Genomic DNA, 20,378 nt, shown 5'->3' with positions numbered 1-20,378 from the left:
TCCGTATTGTGGAGAATTGTGTTAGTCTTGCTAAAATGAAACATATAGTGTAAAAGAAAAAAACAAAAGCCATGGGATTTTTTGATTCTGAGATTGTTCAACAAGAAGCTAAAAACTTATTCCAAGAGTATCAAACACTCATGGAGCTTGGAGGGGAGTATGGTAAATTTGACCGAGAAGGCAAAAAAATCTTCATTGACAAGATGGAAAGTTTAATGGAACGCTATCAAATATTTATGAAGCGCTTTGAACTTTCCGAAGATTTTATGGCCCAAATGACTGTAGAACAGTTAAAAACCCAGTTAAACCAGTTTGGGATGACTCCAGATTTGATGTTTAAACAAATGCAAACAACTTTGGAGAAAATGAAATCTCAAATCGAATCATGAACTAGATATTTTATATAATTAAAGTCTATGTCTGGAAATATTTTAGTTTTCAGGAGGAGAGAATTGACTGGGATCAGGAAATTCTTCGACGGGTTCATCTTTGAGGGCATTGAGCATAAATTCTCGCCATATAGGCGCTGCGTGTTCACCCCCAGTAATATTCTCACCCAATGATTCAAATTCATCATTACCTATCCAAACTGCTGTCGCTAATTGGGGAACGTAACCCACAAACCAAATATCTCTTTCTGAGCTAGTTGTGCCCGTTTTACCAGCCACAGGACGTCCAAGCTGTGCTTGGATTCCAGTACCTTCACTAATTACCAATTCCAGCATGGAAGTTAAGGTAGCAGTAGCCCAAGGGTCTAAAACTAGTGTTGGTTTAGGTGTGTTGTCTAGCAGCACTTCACCCTGAGTATTAGTTATTCTTAAAATAGTGGTGGTATCAGAATGCCACCCATTACTAGCAAAAGTAGCATAAGCCCCAGCCATTTCTAAAGGTGTAACACTCATAGAACCCAAAGGTAAAGAAGTAATGGGAATTAACTTACTTTCTACGCCAAGAGTCTCAGTTACTTCTATAACTTTTTCTAACAGGATTGTCCCCTCAGGATCTAGTTGAAACTGTCCTAATTTTACCGCAGGAATATTCCGAGATAGTTTTAAAGCCTCCTCTACAGGAATTTCTCCTAAAAAAGTTTCGTCATAATTTTTCGGTTCATAGGGACCGTCAATTTCTTGATAGATTACTTCACTATCATCAATTATTGAACCTGGTGCAATTTGACCCGTGGCTAAAGCCGTATAGAAAACAAAAGGCTTAAAAGAAGAACCTGGTTGACGGTTTGCTTGTACAGCACGATTAAATTGACTATCTTTGTAGCTAACTCCTCCTACCATTGCTTTAACAAAGTGAGTACGAGGATCTACTGCTACTAAAGCTATTTGATCTGCATTAACTCCTCGATCCCTTAGCCTTTGTAAAGAATTACTTACTAAAACTTGGGCCATTTGCTGAAATTCATAGTCAATGGTGGTTTGGATATATAAACCTCCCTGTTCAATCTGTTCTGGAGTGAGGTATTTTTTCAGTTCTTTGTCCACATAATCGGTAACATAAGGTAACTTACTACTACTCCAAGCAGTAGGTTTTGCTACCCATAAAGGTTCTTGGAAAGCTGTTTCTTCTTCTTCCACTGTGATCCAACCTAATTGCCGCATTCTTCTAAGTACGACCTTTTGTCTGTTTTTTGTAGCTTGATAGTCAATAAAAGGGCTATACCTCTCGGGGGCTTGAATTAATCCGGCCATCATTGATGCTTCGGCTAAATTTAACTCAGAGGCAGATTTCCCAAAATAAGTTTCTGCGGCAGTTTGCACACCATAATTATTATGACCCCAATAAATATTATTTAAATAAATCTCTAAGAGCTTATCTTTACTATAAACTTGTTCTAGGCGTAATGCTAAAATGGCTTCTGGTAATTTACGATTGAAGCTTCTTTCTTGGGAGAGAAACAGATTTTTGACTAACTGCATGGGAATTGTAGAAGCTCCTTCAACTACTTGTCCTTCTTGCCAATTAGCTCTAAAAGCACGAAGAACACTATTAGGATTAATTCCTCGATGTTGATAAAAGTGACTATCTTCAATGGCTAAAACTGCTAATTTGAGTTGAGGAGATATTTCATCCAAAGTTACTAGCTTACGATTTTCTTCCCCATGAAAAGTAGTTAAAAGTTCACCCTCGATATCGTAAATATAGCTAGTCTGTTTAGGTATATAGTTATCCAACATTCTTACATCTGGTAAATTGCGCAAGCTAATCGCCAAACCTAATAAACCACCAGCACAAATAGCACTTCCTAAAGCACTTAAACTTAAGACAGTTATTCCAGCATTTTTAGCTACACCAGAGCTAAAATCCAGAAATGGCGGTAAGAAACTTTTACGTAATTTTTGATAAATAGGGTTAGATAACATGGCCACTTTTTTCCTCACTTCCTCGCAGATATACTTCTAGTTTATTAGTTTTGTTAATCCCATCATTCATCTGGCGATTTTTAGATGGGGACTGCACAAAACGATTTAATTCAAAACTAATGTACAGGCATCTGAATTAGATACTTAGAACGAAAGATTTTTAAACTATAGCTTTGTATAGTATATCTTAGACACAAATTTTCTCTTGGCAATATTATATAGCGCTACGATCCCTAGCTTTGAGGCATTCAGGGAAAACTCAGAGCTTGCATCTTTATCTAAAGTTGCTGGTTGTGGATGAATAATCAGTCTTGAAGTCTTGAAGTAATAAGTTTTGAAGTTTTGAAGTAAGAAGTCTTGAAGTCTTGAAGTCTTGAAGTTTTGGAGTTTTGAAGTTTTGAAGTTTTGAAGTAATGAGTTGTCCACTTTCCCTCCTTGTCTACCTTGTCTTACTTTTACTACAAGCTCTTGGTAAAAAACCTACCCTTGCGGGGGTTGGGGGGAAAAGTTAGTGATAAATGTTGTTAACACTACTGCGATCGCTGCTATAAATTAGCCGCAGAAGCTGCCGCATGTTCTAAATTAGCTTGAGGATATACAATATCTGCTAATCCTAAAAAAGCCGTTTGAGCAGCAATTCCTCCTAAAGCATTACTAATGGCTAATTCTGGATAACCTCTAGCGGCACTCGTAACAGAAGTTACAATACCTGGTAAAGAAGTAGTACCACCCAAAAATAAAGCCCCCATTACCGCCTCTCCTAATCCAGTTCTCTCGGCTAAAGAATCGGCTGTTTTAGTCATTTTACTGCCGACTATGGCAATCACAAAAGCAGCAACTAGAAATATGCCGAGATTGATAATTAGAGAATTAAACATTGGTGTTTCGATTAACTTGATTTTAAAAACTTGAACTTAACCAGCCAATGCTATAATTGGTTGAGATTGGGAAGTAAAAAAAAAGTGCTTTATTTAAAAAAAATAACCTATCACCCAGCAGCTACTCCCCTGCCAATTCTCAAAGATGTGAATTTGGAGTTAGCACCTCAAAAACTAGGTTTAATTATCGGTCCTAGTGGCTCTGGCAAAACCACCCTTTTAGAAATTCTAGCAGGTTTAGCAGATCAAACCTCAGGAAAAATCTATTGGCGTGACCAAGAATTAACCTCTAGTCATCTACAACAGCTAGGAGGAATTGTCTTTCAATTTCCTGAAAGACATTTTTGCGGGAACACAATTTTAGAAGAATTACGGTTGGGGCATCCTGAGATACGCCAAGAACAAATTCAACAAGCACTAGAAGAGGTAAGCTTAACACATCTACCTCTAAATACTTCGCCAAATTCTCTCAGTGGAGGTCAACAACGCCGACTAGCTTTAGCAGTACAACTAATTCGTCAGCCGAATATTCTACTATTGGATGAGCCGACAGCAGGGTTAGATTGGTCAATGCGCAAACAATTAACTAAATTATTACAAAAATTAAAACAACACTGGACATTGTTGGTAGTAAGTCATGATGTAGGAGATTTTTTGGCGATCGCCGATTATACTTGGCAAATTAATCAAGGTGAATTAACAGAATTAGCAATAGTGAATCATGGATAAGCTACCAGATTTAAGCGCAATTTGGCAACAAACCCTCGGTTGGCAACCTAATCAGCAACAAAGAGCCAAATTACAACAACTGTATGAAGAGATTATCAAAGGTAACCGCCAACTGAATCTCACCAGAATTACTAGCCCCCGAGACTTTTGGGAGAAACATCTGTGGGATTCTTTAGCAGGAGTAGTAAGTGATTTAATTGATTGGCAACAACCTCAAGAGGTGATTGATATTGGCACGGGCGCAGGATTTCCTGGATTACCCATCGCGATCGCTTTTCCTCATTGGCAGGTAACTCTTTTAGATTCCACCCGCAAAAAGGTTGCTTTTTTGGAGAATCTCTATACAGAATTAAATTTAACGAACATTCAAACTATTTCCTGTAGAGCTGAACAGTTACAAAAAGAATCCAGTCATTTAAATCATTATGATATAGCTTTAGTTAGAGCTGTAGGTCCAGCCACAGTCTGTGCTCAATACGCTTTACCACTAATTAAAATCGGAGGAAGTGGAATTCTATATAGAGGTCATTGGTCTCAATTAGAAAATAATCAATTAATTGAAGCTATCAAGCCTCAAAAAGCAGAAATTTCTCAAATAAAAGAACTAACTACACCTTTGAGTCAAAGTGTGAGACACTATTTATATTTGACCAAGTATTAAAAATTTATATATCTATCGTCCCAGATTTGGCAGATTATGTTAGTTTAATGAATAAAGATATATATAGATTCGGTAGCAGTGTTTGTTTTACATTTTTGCGCACGCTTGTTTCCGATCTCTAAGATCTTAATTATTCTTTAGCTTGGAGACAAGATATGTCGATTTACGTTGGAAACCTATCATACGACGTTACTCAAGAGGACCTTAAACAAGTATTCGCAGACTACGGTAACGTCAAAAGAGTTTATTTACCTACAGATGCCGAAACCGGAAGAATGCGAGGTTTTGGTTTTGTAGAAATGGAATCAGAAGAAGAAGAAGAGTCAGCAATTGAAACTCTCAACGGAGCCCAATGGATGGGAAGAGAAATGAAAGTAAACAAAGCAAAGCCACGAGAAAATCGTAGCAACGCAGGGGGAGGTAATAACCGCAGAAATCGCCGTTGATTGAATAATAACCATAAATAAACTAAAAGCGATCGCACTACCTAGCTTCTACTCTCATGTATTAAGCTAGGTGGCTACATCGCTAGTCGATACCGATGATAGCTTTAATATATTGTATTGAGTGTCAAAAAGATGTAGAAGCGCGTCTAACTAGAGGGGAAGAGGTTTATAATCACAGAATAGATTTACATTCCCTACCCTTTTGGATTTGTGACGACTGTAAAAATTTTGTTGGTTGTCATCATCAAACAAAAAATTCTATTCGTCCACTTGGTTGTATACCCAATGCTGAAATGAAAAATGCCAGAAAGCATATTCATCTTCTTCTAGATCCAATTTGGAAATCTGGGCTAATGAAACGAAAGCAGGTGTATAGTTTTGTCTCGAAACAGATAGGCAGGGAATATCATACAGCAGAATTACGTACTATCGAAGAAGCAAGAAATGTTTATCGTATTTTACTCAAACTTAAGAAAAGTTTAGAAATCGAAACTAGTTAATTGAAATTTCCAATATAAGTTATAAAGAAGTTCTAATTAGGAAAGTAAAACAGTAGTGTACTCCAAAAATATAGATATTGCCGAATACATAGATCATGCCTTGTTGGATCCATGTGCTACACCACAACAAGTAGAAATATGTTGTGCTCAAGCAGAAGAGTATAATTTTCCAGCAGTTTGTGTCTATCCAAATGCCGTAAGACTTTCCAGAGAATTATTACAGGGAAAACAAGTAAAAGTTTGCACAGTAATTGGGTTCCCCACAGGTGCCACCACCGAAAAAACCAAATTATACGAAGCCCAAGAAGCGGTAGAAAATGGGGCAGTAGAATTAGATGTAATGATTAACTTAGGTTATCTCAAAGCAGGAAGATCTGAAGATATGTATCAGGAAATAGCGGCAATATGTAGTGAAACAGGACAAACAGTAAAAGCAATTCTAGAGACTAATTTACTGACACCAACAGAAAAACGCTTAGCAGCAGAAATCTGTATGGATGCGGGAGTTAGTTATCTTAAAACCTGTACAGGTTGGTTTGGCGGCGCCAAGCTAGAGGATGTGAAATTACTGCAAACAATTACTCAAGGTAGAATCGGAATTAAAGCCTCTGGAGGAATTAGAACTCTAGAAGCCGCCTATAGTCTGATTGAAGCCGGGGCAACTCGTTTAGGGACTTCCCGAGGCATAGACTTGATTAAACAGCGAGATGGTTTAGAATCAGCAGATAATCAAGAATGAGTCGTACCTATACAGTTACGGGAATCAATCTTCAGGGAATGCCCATCGGAGAAAACGATCGCCTCTTAACCATACTAACCCCTGAACAAGGTATAATTAGAGCAGTAGCACCGGGAGCACGCAAATATCAATCAAGATTACGGGGACGTAGTGAGTTATTTGTCGTCAACCAACTATTTTTAGCAAAAGGGCGCTCCCTGGATAAAATTACCCAAGCAGAAACTATTATCACCTTTTCTGGTTTAAGTAATAATTTAGCTAAACTAGCAAGTGGACAGTATTTAGCAGAATTAGTAACTCGTTTGGCTTTAAGCGATCAATCTCAAGAAGAAATATATCAATTACTGATAGAACATCTAACTCGTTTAGAAAAACTCCCCAATACAGTTTCAGTCTTACCTTTACTAACTCACGCAATTTTTCATATCCTAGTAATTTCTGGAATCGCACCAGTTGTTAATCGTTGCTGTATCACTCAAACTCCCCTAACACCTCCCACAGATAACAGCAATTGGCACATAGGATTTAGCTTTGAAGCTGGAGGAATAATTGGTACATCTGTCCCTTCATCCCTTAAAATAGATAATTGGATTGGAGCAATAGAGTTAAATTTGCTACAACAACTCAATGCTAAAACTTTGCCTGAATTAGTGGCAATCTTGCCACAACAGGAAACAGACTCTTCTCTAAATCAAGCCTGGGTTAGAATAGAGCGTTTATTGCGTGATTATTGTCAATACCATATAGGTCGCGTAATTCGTTCGGCTACCTTGGTGGAAACTATCTTTTAGTAAAAAAACTAAATATTTAAAAAATGTCAATTTCTTCACCAGAACAAAAAACGAAAACTACTCCGAATCCTCCTCTATCATCAGAAAAACTAAAAAGCCATATCTCTAATTTGAATCCTGGTTTAATTTCAGTTTTAACAAATCAACGATTTCTGATTCTCTGGGGAGGCCAAATCTGTTCCCAAATAGCCGATAAAATCTATTTAGTTTTAATGATCGCTATTATTACTAACTATTTTCAAAAGACAAATCAACCAATCAGTGTTTGGGTGTCAGCAATTATGGTCGCCTTTACAATTCCGGCAATCTTATTTGGATCAGTAGCTGGAGTATATGTAGATCGTTGGTCAAAAAAAACAGTACTAGTTATCTCTAATTTGGTCAGAGGTTTACTGGTTCTCAGCTTACCACCTATACTAGCTCTAGACGTTGCCTACACCAATAAATTCGGCTTACCTCTAGGATTTTGGTTTATACTCCTAATAACTTTTTTAGTATCTACATTAACCCAGTTCTTCGCACCCGCAGAACAAGCAACAATACCCCTGATTATTAAACGAGATAATTTACTCTCTGCTAATTCTATTTATATAACTACGATGATGGCAGTACTGATTATCGGCTTTGCTGTGGGAGACCCCCTATTAGAATTAGCTAATAATTTTGGCGATCGCTTGGGTTTAAACAATGATATTGGAGGGCAAATACTCGTAGGAGGAGCTTATTTACTTGCTGGATTATGTTTATTACTTCTAGTTACAGGAGAAACTCAAGCCCAGAGTAAAAAGCAAAACCCACATATTTGGCAGGATATTCAAGAAGGAATTGCTTATCTTCAGAAAAATAAGAGAGTATATAGAGCTATCATTTACTTAGTTATTTTGTTTTCGGTATTTGCTGCTTTAGCAGTTTTAGCCGTCAGATTAGCCGAAACTATCCCGGGGATGAAAGCAGAAGAATTTGGTACCTTGTTAGCCGCTTGTGGAGTTGGTTTAGGAATTAGTGCCACTTGGTTGGGAAGTCATGGACAAAAAATTTCTCGTTCTCGACTGATTTTATGGTCTTCTTTGGGTATGGCTATTTCTTTAATTGGATTATCCCTATTTACCTATTCTCTCTGGTTAGAACTACTGATGAGTGTTTTCTTGGGTGCTTTTGCTGCTTGTATCGGTATTCCCATGCAAACTACCATTCAAGCAGAAACACCCCCAGATATGAGAGGTAAAGTTTTTGGTTTACAAAATAATCTGGTTAATATTGCCCTTTCTTTGCCCTTAGCTTTAGCAGGAGTGGCAGAAACTATGTTTGGTTTAAAATCTGTACTTTTAGGCTTAGCTGGAATTGTGATGATTATTAGTTTAATTCAGCAACAAAGTTAGTATTCTCAAGTTTATAGCAATGAGCAAATAAATGTTGACAACAATGAATTTATCGCATTTTTTTAGGGAAATGATCTTAGTTACCTTAAAATCGAACTAAAATTTAAAGAGAGGGGGTGATTAGTATACCTGCTAAAGATATTTATCACGATGCTGTAAAAAACTCTTTAATTAAAGATGGTTGGCATATTACAAAAGATCCTCTTGTGCTGCAATGGGGAGGTAAAGATTTATATGTGGACTTGGGAGCAGAAAAATTAATTTCTGCTGAGAAGGGAAATCAAAAAATAGCTATAGAAATTAAAAGTTTTTTAGGGATTTCTCAAGTTAATGATTTAGAAAAAGCCGTAGGACAATATATTATTTATAGGAATGTTTTAGAAGAAGTAGAGCCAGAAAGAAAACTATATCTGGCGATCGCGCAAAAAGCTTTTAAAGATATATTTGCAGAAGCTTTTGGTGATTTAATTAAGCGGAAAAATAATTTGCTCTTAATGGTTATTCAAATAGAAAAACAGGAGATTATTCAATGGCTTCATTAGACCAATATCGACAAATAATCAAGCAAGTATTATTAGAGTATGCTCAATTACCCTATGCTTATGGTGAATTAGAAAGAAAATTAGTGATTGGAGAAGACAAAAATAATTATTTATTACTAACCGTAGGATGGCAACAAGATCAAAGAGTTCATGGTTGTTTAATTCATGTAGAAATTAATAATAATAAAGTTTGGGTTCAAAGGGATGGTACCGAAGATGGAATAACTGATGAATTAGTAGCTAAAGGTATTTCTAAACAAGATATAGTTTTAGGTTTTCATCCTCCTGAAGTTCGCCAATACACTGACTTTGCCATTGGTTAAAACTGTCAAGAAACTGTCTGTTTGTTTCTAGGAGGTAATACCCCTAGAAAAGTTGAGATTTTAAAAAATTAGAAAAAAATTGAGATTAAACAATTACTATTTGGAGTAAATTGGCGAGAACTTTGAACTTATATATAAAAGGTAAAATTGAAGTAAGCAAGTTAAAATAAATACGCTAAAACAAGCTGAATTTATATATCACTAGCTCTTTTGAAAAAATAATTACGTTTAGCGATCGCATCTAATAGTATAAATCTTTATTTACATTTCAACTTTATATTACAAATTGAACCTGCCTGAAATTTTTTCACTCTCCTGTTTATCCGAATCGCCCACTACCGATTTATTTCAGGACCCCACCATCGACAAACATCATTAATTGCTTCGGTTATTTCTCTAAGAGATTCAATTCCTCCAAATTTAATAATTGGATTCGCTAAGCTAGGAATATTTTCTAGGAAATGAGGGCGATTCAGAGTAGATAAAGCGTGAAGACTTTTTGAGAATATAGAGAAATCAGAAGAGTGTTTTAATAGCTGAGGTATTATTTTTTTCAATGCTTCATTTCGATTCCATTCTGACCCTATATCCTGAGCTAGAACTAATGTTTCTTTATTTATTTCTTCTGATAATTTTGTTACTTTTTCTGTTAATACATTGGTTTTTTTCCTTTCAGATGTGATTTTCTTGATTGTCATTAAGATTAGATCCCATAAATCCTCTCTTTTTTCTTTGATTGCTATTGTTTTTAATAGTCTTGCTTTTGAGTATGGATCTTTTATTTTTTCAGCATGGCAAAAAATCTCTTGTCTTAATTCTGGTGATGATGATTTTTCTATGACTGCTATTAAAACTTCAGCTTGATAAAATTCATAGTTAATTTCTTTAGCTTCTTCCATAATTTCTCTCATCAGTTCTTCTGAAAAATTTTTGATAATCTTTATTAAAACTTCAGCTTTATAATGTTCACTATTGATTTTTTTTGCTTCTGCTAAAATTTTTTCTTGTAAATCTAATGATAATACTAAGGGTGTTAATGTCTCTAATACCCTTGCTTTATTCATTGAACTTGTTATAGAGTTGACTATATCTAAAGCTTTTCCTATCAATTCTTTGGGTATTTTTGTCAATATTTCTACCAAAATGTCTGATTTATAATTTTCATGCTTGATTGACTGAACTAATTCTAAAACTTTTGATATGTCTTTTTCTAATAGTTTTGGTGTTATTGTCTTTAATACATTAGCTCGGTCAAACTCAGATTGTATTTCTTCTATTGCTACCAAAGCTTTTGGCATCATTTCCTCAGGTAGATTAGACAATACATAACGTAACTCAAAATCTTTATCTTCTATATTATCTATTGATTTTGCAGATTCTAAGGCTTCTTCCCAAACTTCTGGAAACTTTAATGCTATAGTTATCAATGCTCTAGTTTGATTGGGCTTAAGTTTCATAAATCTAGCTATTTTTAATACTTTTGGACAATAAACATGGGGCAACTGTAATAAGATTTGCTTTAAAGCATAAACTTGATCTCCTTCATCATTTATTTGGTGCAACTCTAATAATACTTCTTGCCAAATATCATCAAATTTTTGTGCTATTTTTGCCATTGTTATGACTCGATAATACTTATTTTCTATCGATTTAGCCATATTTAAAATTTGTGACTTATATTCTTTTGATAATTGTGGTGCGATCGCACTTAATCCAGAGCTTTTATATCTTTCATTGACTATTTGTTCATCGACTATTAGTAATGCTTTTGGGATCAAATCACCAGATAGTCTTGGGGCTATATTTGTTAAAGCTGCACTTTTATATTCTTCTGTTTTAAACGACTCAATTATGTTGAGAGATTGTGAGATTAATTCGTCTGGTAATCGCGGTGTAATTGCCTTTAAAATTTCTAATTGTGACTTTTCAGACTTAATTAACTCAGTAACCATCATTATTTTTTGTATTAGTTGTTCTGGGCATTTCTTCACTAAAAGTATCAAGATGTCCGCTTTATACCTTTCAATCTTTAGTGAAGAGACTATTTCTAGTATTTGTGGGCTCAGTTCTTTTGGTAATTCAGATAGTAAATTTTCTAAAGCTTTAGTCTGTAATTCTTCAGATTGTATGGATTTAGCAATCAATAAAATATTCGACCATTGTTCTGGTAATTTTGGGGCAAGTTTTTTTAATGTTTGAATTTGCGTTAATTCATCATCAATTTTTCTAGATATAGCCAAAGCTTCCTGAAGTAAATCCTTTTCTAATATTGGTACTATAGCTTCTATCAGATAAGCTCGTGAAGATGAATGTCTAATCTCTTCTAAAAATGCAGGTATTGATTCCTTTGATAACTTTGGTGCTATTTCTCTTAAGAATACTGCTTTAGAGTGAAATTGATTACTAAGCTTTTTAGTTATTTCCAAAGCTTTGGGAATTAGTTCTTCTGGCAGTTGTGAAGCTATAACTCTTAATAGTTCTAATTGCTCATTAAAATCTCTTACCCAAGTTGTAGCTTGTAGAGCTTGGTCCCATTTTTCTGGTAAATAAGCATCGATCATTAATAAGGCTTGAGCTTGATAATCTAATGCTTGAATCTTTCTTGCTATGGCTATAGCTTCTGACTTAAGTTCGTTTGGTAATATTTGAGCTACTAAAGATATCACAAAAAAAAGCTCTTCTTCGTTTACAATTTCGTTAATTGTTGTAAATACTTCCTGCCATACATTTGGCAAGAGAACTGCTATTCTTCCCAAAGTTATCCCTCGATATTTTTCATTTTCTATAGAACGAGCTATTTCTAAAGCCTGTGTTCTTAGCTCGTTTGACAATTGTGGTGATATCACTACCTCTAAAGCCTCCGCTTTCTCTTGTGGCCAGCTAATTAAGTTAGCGACTTCTAGGGCTTCTTTCAAACGTGCTTCTTTGAACTCATTAGCTTGTTGTGCTATTGCCTCTAAAGCATACACCTTTTCCTTTGTATCTTCTATGGATCGCGCTGTTGCTAAAGCTTCTTCTAACATTGTTGGTTCTTTTGATGTTATTGCTGCTAAAGCTTTAGCTTGATGATATTTATCACCTATGTTCTTTGATATTTCTACGGCAGAAGCAACAAGAGAATTTGGCAGTAACTTGATAATAGCTTCTAATCCTGTAGCTTGACTTAATGAATCTTTGTTTTGTTTTACATAAGCAAGTCCTTGCGCTGGTGACCAAACATTCTGTTTTATCAGCGCTTTAATCAACTCCGGTGCAAGATTAACAGCTAAACTATTTAAAGACGCTATCATCAAAGCATAACGAAACTGTAGACTAATTGATTCTGTGGGGTTTTTGTCAAAATCCTCTTCTGCTAGTTGCCAAGCTTTCGATATATCCTTGATGAAATTAGCTGTTTGACCTTGTTTCTCACATTGACTGTACCAACCGTTTGTTCCAAGGGAGTTTTCTTCTCTGAGTAATTGATGAATGGCTTCAATTTTTTCAGCTTTTTCAAAATGCCAGATTAATTGGTTATAGATATAGCCATCATCGTTTAAAGTGTGCCATAAACCATTTTTAGTTTGTTTTTGATAACGTTCTAATAATTGTTGATGGGCTTGAGCAATTGATAGTCCTAATCCTGGTAATTGCCATTCTTCATCAGGTTGAGTGGGCGATTGAAGTAGATTACGGGCTAAATCGTGTAATAGGTCATGTAAGCGATAATTGGTTCCCTCTTCACTGGAAACGCCTGGTAATAATAAGGCTTTATTTCGTAAATCGATTAAAGTTTCTTCAGCTTCATCTTCATCACATTCCCACAGAGTTGTTGCCATTTTTTGGGTAATGGTTACATCATCAGGCAATACTCCTAACCACGTGAACTTTTTTAATTCACTGGAATCTAATCCTCTTAAACTCAGATTAAAACAAGCTACTAAACTATAATTTTTTCGCTTTTCCTCACTACTTGATTGATTAGGTTTCTGTAGATCTAATTTTTCTAATTTGACAATTTCTGATTGTAAATCTGAGAGAATTTTTTGACAAGATATTCCCTTATTAATTCGAGCTGCTACTAATTCTAAAGCTAGGGGCAAGTATCCTACTGTTTTCGCTAAGTTTTCTGCTTTTCCACGGTCTTCAGGTGTTAGCTGATTAGTTAAGCATTTAGTTAATAACTCCAAAGATTGTTCTGGAGTCATGATGTCTAATTCATAACGAATTGCTCCTTTTACAGGAACTTCTCTTGTGGTGACTAAAACTTGACAGCCTTTTCCCGTAATTCTAAAATGCTCTACATCCTCAGCATTCCAAAGGTCATCAACAACTAATAGTGCTTTTTTATCTGCTAGTAAAATTCTTAATTGTAAAGTTGCTGCATATATACTAGTTGGTTTAAAGTCATAATCTCCTAATGCTTGTATCCAACAATAAAGAAAAGACAAGATATCTGGTTGTTGACCTAGGGTTGCCCAAAAAATACCGTCAGGAAAGTTTGATTTAACTTCAATATCATGAGCTAAAGCTGCGGCTAATGTAGACTTTCCAATCCCTCCTAATCCATAGATAGCAGTAATCACTAAAGTTCCATTCTTGGCTGTTTCTTGAGATAAGAGGCTTTCTTTTAATTGTTCACTCACTTCTGAACGTTCTACAAAATATGAAGGTAAAGGAGGGGCTTGATTAAAATTGTTTGGTGGAGTTCCTGGAGTTTTTTGTGTTAAATTCTGGATCTTTTTTTTACATTCAGCAATTTGCTCTTGTAGCTCAAACTTTAGGGCTGGATTAGCTGTAATTGCCTCTTGTTTCTGCAAATAGTCTAATTTCTTGTTCCACTTTTCTAGAGGATTAGAATTCATGTTCTCCTCCTGCTAATTCCTGAATTTTTCTGTGACATTCAGCGATTTGTTCTTGTAACTGGAATTTTTGGGCTGGGTCTGCCAGAATTGCCTCTTGTTTTTGTAAATAAGCTAGTTTTTTCTTCCAAATAGCGATAGCCTCAGATTTAGGTAAATCTGAAGCATTTCTAGAAAGAATTTGGTCATATTCCTTTTCAAGTGCTTCTAATTTCTTTTTAACTTCTGATAGTTGTTCTTGTAATACTTCTGCTCTGTATTCTGAATCAGCCATGTGATTTTGAGACATCCCTAGAGCCTTACGAAGTTCATTTTCATTTACTTCACAACATATTTCCAAGCAATGATTTATTGCTTGATCTCCCATCTGTTTTTGATCATTTCGAGAGTGAGTTAATCTGATGTGAGTACAATACCAGCCAATATCTGCACACATCCATTTGATATGAGAAGCCAGTCCTGAATCTAATTCATCAGAATTAATTACTTGTTCAAAATGCCAATTAAAGACTTCTTTATCTCCGTTATTGGTAAATATATTTTCCGAGATTTGAAATATATTCAATGATTGTTCATTAGCAGTCCACCATGCTGCATTCCAAGCACCCCATTTGATATTATTTAAAACATTTTCGCTTAGTCCAATTTCTTTCCCTTTTTCAAACATTCTTTGAGAATGCAGGTTAAATTCTTCTTCATTTCTTTTTAACTCATATTTATTTTGGTTCCACACTGGACGCGAATTACACGCTTGCCAAGATGCCGCCCAAGCAGTCCACAATAGTTCATAGAACAAATCCTTTTGAAATCTCGTAATCTTGGTGGGATTCAACCATGGGCTGTCCCTCTCATTACTCTGTCCAATCATCTGTTTTAAAACTTCCTCTACTTTTTGCAGTCCTATTCCTCCTGGTACTTTAGCTAAATCAATAAGTTTTATCGCTCTATCCGTTAAAGGCTTATCTTCTGAAGGGAGTAAAGACTTTTGAATCCCCAAAGAAAAAATTAACCGATTAAACAGGGTAGGAGTTAATTGCTCCAGTTTTTCTAAAAGTTCCAACTCAGTCATCACTCACCTTTCTCGCTAAGCGCTTCATGAACATACGAATTACTTGACGTTTAGTTTCTTGCTGTTGATAGCAGTATTTCTCCCTTCAGTTCAAACTCACTTTTTGGGTCTTGAATTGTTAAAGTTCTGATTGGTTCGTGAATGACTTTTATTGGCATGAATTTCAATGTAACTCATATATCGATGATACATTAACACAAATAAGTATGGCTATTTTTTCACAACAATTTTAAGACATATAGAATTGTCTCATATTTCATAACTCTTGGCTATCATTTTATACCAAATCCGGTTTTTAAAGTGTATTTATTTTTCTATCTCCTTTAAAGCACAGAAAGCCTTTCTCTCCCGTGCTCCGGTGCTCCCTGCTTCTTTATAAATACCATTTTATAATCGGATGCGCGTATTACTGGATTATCTACAAGTATTTTTAATTCATTTTGATAAGTAACCGTTTTTCGGATTAATCGGTACTCAAAATAATCAGATCATCTCGAACTTCTAACCATCCTCCTCCCGAAAAAGTAGAAGTTTTACTGCGATTCGGTGCTTCAATTAATTCCACAACTGCTTCTATTTGCTCAAAGTTAGGAGACTTAGGGAGGTGTTGTTGCAAAAATAATCTAATCACTCTGCGCTGCAAAGCTAAATGTAAAGATTTTAGCTGAGAACGTTGTAAGCTAATCTTATCAGCAGTTAATACCTGATTAATTAAATCTGCTGCTACTTGATTGAGATAATCCCCTTCGGCTTTTAATAGTTCGGAGGTTTGGGCTATTTTTAGTTCTATTTGAGGATTAAAATTATCTTTAAGATAGGGAATTAAATCATGGCGTAAACGATTCCGCGCAAATCGCGATTCTTGATTGAATTGGTCTGACCAAATCGATAGATGAAATTGTTGGCAAAAATTATAGGTTTCACTACGAGTAACTTCTAAAAGAGGACGAACAAGGGTCAGATTAGGGCTAAGCTGACGCCGCCAAGTTAAAGCCCCTAAACCATCTGCCCCAGCTCCTCGACACAAGTTATAAAAAAAAGTCTCCGCGCGATCGCTCAATGTATGTCCAGTTACCAGCAATTCAAATCCGTATTCCCCAGCAATCTCCCTGAGAACTTGATAACGCCATTCTCTCGCCGCTGCCTCTGTTTCTGGAATTGTAACTTTAGCTGTCTTCAGATAAAAGGGTAGTTGTAATTCTTGAGAGATTCTTTCTACGTGGGCAGCTATACCCTCATCTGTTGTCCAGTTGTGGTCACAATGAGCTACCCCTAAATCCCAGCCCCATTTTTCTTGTAAGTCTACCAATAACTTAACTAAACACAACGAATCTTGTCCCCCTGATACAGCTACTAAAACCCTGCTTTTTTTTGGCAGTAATTGTTGTTTACGGAGGACTTGATGGATTCTTGCGTGTAATTGAGTCCAAGTTGGGCGCGAAGACATAATTTTTAGAAAAACCAGCCGTAGGAGTGTAGCCCTTTACCTAGTAGGTTTACACCTAGGTAACAAATCCAAACCATTACAAAACCAGTAGCTGCTAAAATTGCTGGTTTTTTCCCTTGCCAGCCGCGAGTAATTCTCGCGTGGAGATAGGCGGCAAATACTAGCCAGGTAATCAAAGCCCAGGTTTCTTTTGGATCCCAACTCCAGTATGACCCCCAGGCTTCGTTAGCCCACACTGCACCGGAGATTATCCCAATTGTTAGCAAAGGAAAGCCTAAACCGATTACTCGGTAGCTAATATTATCTAGGGTATCTGCTAAGCTTAGTTTTTCTGGTGTTAAACTGATGGTGTTTTCAGTTGCTTTTACTGGGGTTAGTGTCTGTACTGCCACTCCTGAATTTGCTACATAATTATCTGTCGATATGTTTTTAAATTCATTAACAGTTTTGATGGGGGATTGACGATAACTACCAGTGCCGACAGAACTACCTCTGAGGGAAACATCTTCTCCCCGGGTAAAAATGAGAAAAGCGATCGCCACTAGGGATCCTACCATCAAAGCGGCATAACTCAACATCATGACGCTAACGTGCATCATCAACCAGTTAGATTTTAAAGCTGGTACTAGGGGTTCTGAGGCTTGCATTTCCGCAGGTAAAGAAAGAGCTGCAAAGGCCGTAATTCCCATGGCTACTGGGGTGGTGAATACTCCGACTAAACGACTGAGAGACCATTTTTCCGTGAGTAGATGTACTAAGGTAACTCCCCAAGCTAAGAAAAAGAGAGATTCATATAAATTACTAAGGGGGAAATAGCCAGCCTCTAGCCAACGGGCACCTAAGAGGGCGGCTATACACAAATTAGCGATCGCCACTAAAATAGTGCCGAGGTTATTTAACCATGATTGAGTAGGCAAAGCGGCACCTACCCAATAAACCAGCATAGACAAAAATAAAATCAAAAAAGAAGTATTGTCTAGCCAAGTTTGGAGTTTAACTAAATCTATTAACATTGTTGGGTCATGTAGTTTATTTTTACTATCAATTCTTATCTTAGTTGAACTAGGAGACTATTGGCTGAAAGAGTTTTTAGTAAATCTCATATTTACTCTTTGATCACATTTTTAGCCACGAAATCAATAATTTTAGTAGCTACATCTACTCCTGTAGCTTTTTCAATTCCCTCTAAGCCTGGAGAAGAATTAACTTCTAGGACCAAAGCCCCATGATTAGAGCGTAATAAATCCACTCCAGCTACTCTTAATCCCATAGCTTTCACCGCGCGTACTGCTGCACTTCTTTCGTCGGGAGTCAATTTCACTTTTTCTGCGTGACCACCACGATGTAAATTAGAGCGAAAATCACCTTCAGCTCCTTTTCGTTTCATAGCTGCTACAACCTTATCACCAATCACAAAACAACGTAAATCACTTCCCTGGGCTTCTTTAATGTATTCTTGTACCAAGATATTGGCATCTAAACCGCGAAAAGCTTCAATAACTGATTTAGCTGCTTGATAAGTTTCTGCCAAAACCACACCAATACCTTGAGTCCCCTCTAATAATTTAATTACCAAAGGCGCACCACCTACGCTTTCAATTAAACCATCTATATCTTCAGTGGCGTGGGCATAACCAGTCACGGGTAAGCCGATACCTTTTTGAGCGAGAAGTTGCATACAGAATAATTTATCACGAGAACGAGAGATAGCTTGAGAGTCATTAGCACTAAATACTCCCATAATTTCAAACTGCCTAACTACAGCAGTACCATAAAAAGTTCTAGAAGCGCCAATACGAGGAATGACAGCATCAAAATCTTCTAGAGGTAGACCTTTGTAATTAATAGTAGGTTGACGGGTATTGATGTTGATGTAGCAACGTAAATAATTGATTACTTGAATTTGATGTCCTCGATTAACTCCAGCTTCTTTGAGACGCCGAGTAGAGTATAAATTAGAATCTTGGGAGAGAATAGCTATTTTCATCTTTTTTTATTCACCAAAATCTGAACTACTTAACAAAAATGAACGACTAGGATCCACTAAAAAAATACCTTTTATGGCTTGACGACCTAGAAGCATGGGAAATTTCATTGAATCACGATTAGTTAAATTTAGTTTAATTAACCATTGTTTTTCAGCCAATTCTACTTTGGTTTTAATAACAGGTCGGATTTCTACTTGTCCTCCAGAATTTTTAACTTTTTTATAACCAATTAGTTCAGCAGTAGCAAAGATAGGGTCAGGAAATTTTCCGTGATGACGATCTACTTGAAAACTGACCAGATTGAGGTTATTTTCTTTAAACTCTCGAATATCAGACACATGGAGCGAGGAAGTCCTAGCACCAGTATCAATTTTAGTTTTAATATGAAAAATACCCAAATCAGGAAGGGCAAGAGTTTCTCGCCAACCAATTGTTAGTAAATTATTAATCATGGTAAGGAATGTGTCAAAATAGAAAATGAATTAGGGAAGGAGCAATTAAAATATGTTGGCATATATTCTAGCGATCGCTGTAGGTGTTAGTAGTTTAACATTATATTTAGCAGCTTTCTTGAAACCAGAAATTCATCGAAAAGATGATTTTTTATGGAGTGGCGTAGGTTTATTCTACGCTTTAGTGCTTTGGGTATGTGCCAAAAAAATTAGTGGAGCAATTTTACTAGGTCAAACGGCAGGAGTACTATTATTAGTTTGGTATGGATGGCAAACAATTAAATTGAGAAGAGCGATTGCCCATCCAGAATTAGCCGCAGAAATTGAAAAATTTTCTCTCCTAGAGTGGCTAAACAATTATAGCGTTACTAATATTTTTGCTAAGCGTCAACCTCTCAAATCTAAAGAGAGTGCCTCAAAAGATGAATCAACCTCAGCAGATTTATCCCCGGCAGCAGAAACTACCTTAGATACTCTCACCCCAGAAGCAGAATCAACCTCAGCAGATTTATCTCCGGCAGCAGAAACTACCTTAGATACTCTCACCCCAGAAGCAGAATCAACCTCAGCAGATTTATCTCCGGCAGCAGAAACTACCTTAGATACTCTCACCCCAGAAGCAGAATCAACCCCAGCAGATTTATCCCCGGCAGCAGAAACTACCTTAGATACTCTCACCCCAGAAGCAGAATCAACCTCAGCAGATTTATCCCCGGCAGCAGAAACTACCTTAGATACTCTCACCCCAGAAGCAGAATCAACCCCAGCAGATTTATCCCCGGCAGCAGAAACTACCTTAGATACTTTAACACCAGAAACGGTAGAAAATATTCTGGATACAGAGGAAGAAACGAAGAAAACCACACCTGAGTCATCAAAAACTAGAATTCAAGAATCAAATTCTTCTCAAGGTCAGGAAAAAAGTAACTTTTTTAAGAAAACGCTTAATAAAATAACTAGATTTTTTCAGAAACCTAAAGCAGAAACCACAACTTCAAGCGTTGATAATATTAATGATATCCTAGATGAAGAAAACTTTGATATCTCAGAATCTATTAAAACTGAAACAAATGAACAAGTAACTACAATTACTAACAAGGAAACACCAGCAACCGAGACTATCCCTGAGACTCCAGTAACGGCAACACCAGCAACCGAGACTATCTCTGAGACTCCAGTAACGGCAACACCAGCAACCGAGACTATCTCTGAGACTCCAGT

At 36.4% G+C, this 20,378-nt stretch carries 19 protein-coding genes; 11 read left to right on the top strand and 8 right to left on the bottom strand.

Going from position 1 to position 20,378, the window contains the following annotated elements:
* The first annotated feature begins 71 nt into the window (after nt 1-71).
* Nucleotides 72-389, top strand: coding sequence for a DUF1825 family protein (locus MW688_RS04270; RefSeq protein ID WP_486734675.1), 318 nt, complete (start codon nt 72-74; stop codon nt 387-389).
* Between the two features lie 42 nt (nt 390-431).
* On the opposite strand, the gene MW688_RS04265 is transcribed toward MW688_RS04270, so the two are convergent.
* Together MW688_RS04265 and MW688_RS04260 are read right to left on the bottom strand one after the other, a co-directional pair.
* On the bottom strand, nt 432-2,372 hold the full coding sequence (locus MW688_RS04265; RefSeq protein ID WP_486734674.1) for a transglycosylase domain-containing protein: 1,941 nt from the start codon (nt 2,370-2,372) through the stop codon (nt 432-434).
* 545 nt (nt 2,373-2,917) lie between these two features.
* Nucleotides 2,918-3,250: a hypothetical protein gene (locus MW688_RS04260; protein ID WP_486734673.1), complete on the bottom strand. Its 333-nt coding sequence runs from the start codon at nt 3,248-3,250 to the stop codon at nt 2,918-2,920.
* 84 nt (nt 3,251-3,334) lie between these two features.
* Here MW688_RS04260 and MW688_RS04255 point away from each other — a divergent pair, with 84 nt between their 5' ends.
* The 9 genes from MW688_RS04255 (at nt 3,335) to MW688_RS04215 (ending at nt 9,360) form a co-directional block, all read left to right on the top strand.
* Complete coding sequence (locus MW688_RS04255; RefSeq protein ID WP_486734672.1) at nt 3,335-3,979, top strand: ABC transporter ATP-binding protein; 645 nt, start codon at nt 3,335-3,337, stop codon at nt 3,977-3,979.
* Nucleotides 3,972-4,640 (top strand): 16S rRNA (guanine(527)-N(7))-methyltransferase RsmG, encoded by a 669-nt coding sequence (rsmG, locus tag MW688_RS04250; protein ID WP_486734671.1) that lies wholly within the window; start codon nt 3,972-3,974, stop codon nt 4,638-4,640. Before MW688_RS04255 ends, rsmG begins: the two co-directional genes overlap by 8 nt.
* Before the next feature lie 155 nt (nt 4,641-4,795).
* Nucleotides 4,796-5,086, top strand: coding sequence for an RNA recognition motif domain-containing protein (locus tag MW688_RS04245; RefSeq protein WP_486734670.1), 291 nt, complete (start codon nt 4,796-4,798; stop codon nt 5,084-5,086).
* A 95-nt stretch (nt 5,087-5,181) separates the two neighbouring features.
* A complete protein-coding gene (locus MW688_RS04240; RefSeq protein ID WP_486734669.1) occupies nt 5,182-5,586 on the top strand; it encodes a zinc-finger-containing protein in 405 nt (134 codons plus the stop codon).
* 55 nt (nt 5,587-5,641) lie between these two features.
* Nucleotides 5,642-6,325 (top strand): deoxyribose-phosphate aldolase, encoded by a 684-nt coding sequence (gene deoC, locus MW688_RS04235; RefSeq protein WP_486734668.1) that lies wholly within the window; start codon nt 5,642-5,644, stop codon nt 6,323-6,325.
* Nucleotides 6,322-7,116, top strand: coding sequence for a DNA repair protein RecO (recO, locus tag MW688_RS04230; RefSeq protein WP_486734667.1), 795 nt, complete (start codon nt 6,322-6,324; stop codon nt 7,114-7,116). The genes deoC and recO overlap by 4 nt, the downstream gene beginning before the upstream one ends.
* A 23-nt stretch (nt 7,117-7,139) precedes the next feature.
* Complete coding sequence (locus MW688_RS04225; RefSeq protein ID WP_486734666.1) at nt 7,140-8,495, top strand: MFS transporter; 1,356 nt, start codon at nt 7,140-7,142, stop codon at nt 8,493-8,495.
* Nucleotides 8,496-8,620: 125 nt separating this feature from the next.
* Nucleotides 8,621-9,037, top strand: a complete 417-nt coding sequence (locus tag MW688_RS04220; RefSeq protein WP_486734685.1) for a XisH family protein — start codon at nt 8,621-8,623, stop codon at nt 9,035-9,037.
* The gene (locus tag MW688_RS04215) at nt 9,025-9,360 is read left to right on the top strand and encodes an element excision factor XisI family protein (protein WP_486734665.1); all 336 of its coding nucleotides are present in this window, start codon (nt 9,025-9,027) and stop codon (nt 9,358-9,360) included. Before MW688_RS04220 ends, MW688_RS04215 begins: the two co-directional genes overlap by 13 nt.
* Nucleotides 9,361-9,695: 335 nt before the next feature.
* On the opposite strand, the gene MW688_RS04210 is transcribed toward MW688_RS04215, so the two are convergent.
* From MW688_RS04210 to MW688_RS04185, 6 genes are all read right to left on the bottom strand, one after another.
* On the bottom strand, nt 9,696-14,204 hold the full coding sequence (locus tag MW688_RS04210) for an NB-ARC domain-containing protein (RefSeq protein WP_486734664.1): 4,509 nt from the start codon (nt 14,202-14,204) through the stop codon (nt 9,696-9,698).
* Nucleotides 14,194-15,270, bottom strand: coding sequence for a hypothetical protein (locus tag MW688_RS04205; RefSeq protein ID WP_486734663.1), 1,077 nt, complete (start codon nt 15,268-15,270; stop codon nt 14,194-14,196). Before MW688_RS04205 ends, MW688_RS04210 begins: the two co-directional genes overlap by 11 nt.
* Before the next feature lie 463 nt (nt 15,271-15,733).
* Nucleotides 15,734-16,717 carry a tRNA lysidine(34) synthetase TilS gene (tilS, locus tag MW688_RS04200; RefSeq protein ID WP_486734662.1) on the bottom strand — a complete coding sequence of 328 codons (984 nt, stop codon included), beginning with the start codon at nt 16,715-16,717 and terminating at the stop codon, nt 15,734-15,736.
* A 5-nt stretch (nt 16,718-16,722) separates the two neighbouring features.
* A complete protein-coding gene (gene ccsB, locus MW688_RS04195; RefSeq protein WP_486734684.1) occupies nt 16,723-17,724 on the bottom strand; it encodes a c-type cytochrome biogenesis protein CcsB in 1,002 nt (333 codons plus the stop codon).
* 98 nt (nt 17,725-17,822) lie between these two features.
* Nucleotides 17,823-18,704: a 30S ribosomal protein S6--L-glutamate ligase gene (rimK, locus tag MW688_RS04190; protein ID WP_486734661.1), complete on the bottom strand. Its 882-nt coding sequence runs from the start codon at nt 18,702-18,704 to the stop codon at nt 17,823-17,825.
* A 6-nt stretch (nt 18,705-18,710) separates the two neighbouring features.
* Nucleotides 18,711-19,157, bottom strand: coding sequence for an ATP-dependent zinc protease family protein (locus MW688_RS04185; RefSeq protein WP_486734660.1), 447 nt, complete (start codon nt 19,155-19,157; stop codon nt 18,711-18,713).
* Between the two features lie 52 nt (nt 19,158-19,209).
* Here MW688_RS04185 and MW688_RS04180 point away from each other — a divergent pair.
* The coding region (locus MW688_RS04180; protein WP_486734659.1) for a Ycf66 family protein at nt 19,210-20,378 on the top strand (1,169 nt) is incomplete at its 3' end.

Source organism: Johannesbaptistia floridana (genome assembly GCF_057440575.1).
This window is presented reverse-complemented; position numbering and strand designations above follow the sequence as displayed.

Bases quoted from the DNA above. Each gene is read 5' to 3' on its own strand.
- MW688_RS04270 (WP_486734675.1), top strand. From the start codon at position 72: ATGGGATTTTTTGATTCTGAGATTGTTCAACAAGAAGCTAAAAACTTA.
- MW688_RS04265 (WP_486734674.1), bottom strand. From the start codon at position 2,372: ATGTTATCTAACCCTATTTATCAAAAATTACGTAAAAGTTTCTTACCG.
- MW688_RS04260 (WP_486734673.1), bottom strand. From the start codon at position 3,250: ATGTTTAATTCTCTAATTATCAATCTCGGCATATTTCTAGTTGCTGCT.
- rsmG (WP_486734671.1), top strand. From the start codon at position 3,972: ATGGATAAGCTACCAGATTTAAGCGCAATTTGGCAACAAACCCTCGGT.
- MW688_RS04245 (WP_486734670.1), top strand. From the start codon at position 4,796: ATGTCGATTTACGTTGGAAACCTATCATACGACGTTACTCAAGAGGAC.
- MW688_RS04240 (WP_486734669.1), top strand. From the start codon at position 5,182: ATGATAGCTTTAATATATTGTATTGAGTGTCAAAAAGATGTAGAAGCG.
- recO (WP_486734667.1), top strand. From the start codon at position 6,322: ATGAGTCGTACCTATACAGTTACGGGAATCAATCTTCAGGGAATGCCC.
- MW688_RS04225 (WP_486734666.1), top strand. From the start codon at position 7,140: ATGTCAATTTCTTCACCAGAACAAAAAACGAAAACTACTCCGAATCCT.
- MW688_RS04215 (WP_486734665.1), top strand. From the start codon at position 9,025: ATGGCTTCATTAGACCAATATCGACAAATAATCAAGCAAGTATTATTA.
- MW688_RS04210 (WP_486734664.1), bottom strand. From the start codon at position 14,204: ATGAATTCTAATCCTCTAGAAAAGTGGAACAAGAAATTAGACTATTTG.
- MW688_RS04205 (WP_486734663.1), bottom strand. From the start codon at position 15,270: ATGACTGAGTTGGAACTTTTAGAAAAACTGGAGCAATTAACTCCTACC.
- tilS (WP_486734662.1), bottom strand. From the start codon at position 16,717: ATGTCTTCGCGCCCAACTTGGACTCAATTACACGCAAGAATCCATCAA.
- rimK (WP_486734661.1), bottom strand. From the start codon at position 18,704: ATGAAAATAGCTATTCTCTCCCAAGATTCTAATTTATACTCTACTCGG.
- MW688_RS04185 (WP_486734660.1), bottom strand. From the start codon at position 19,157: ATGATTAATAATTTACTAACAATTGGTTGGCGAGAAACTCTTGCCCTT.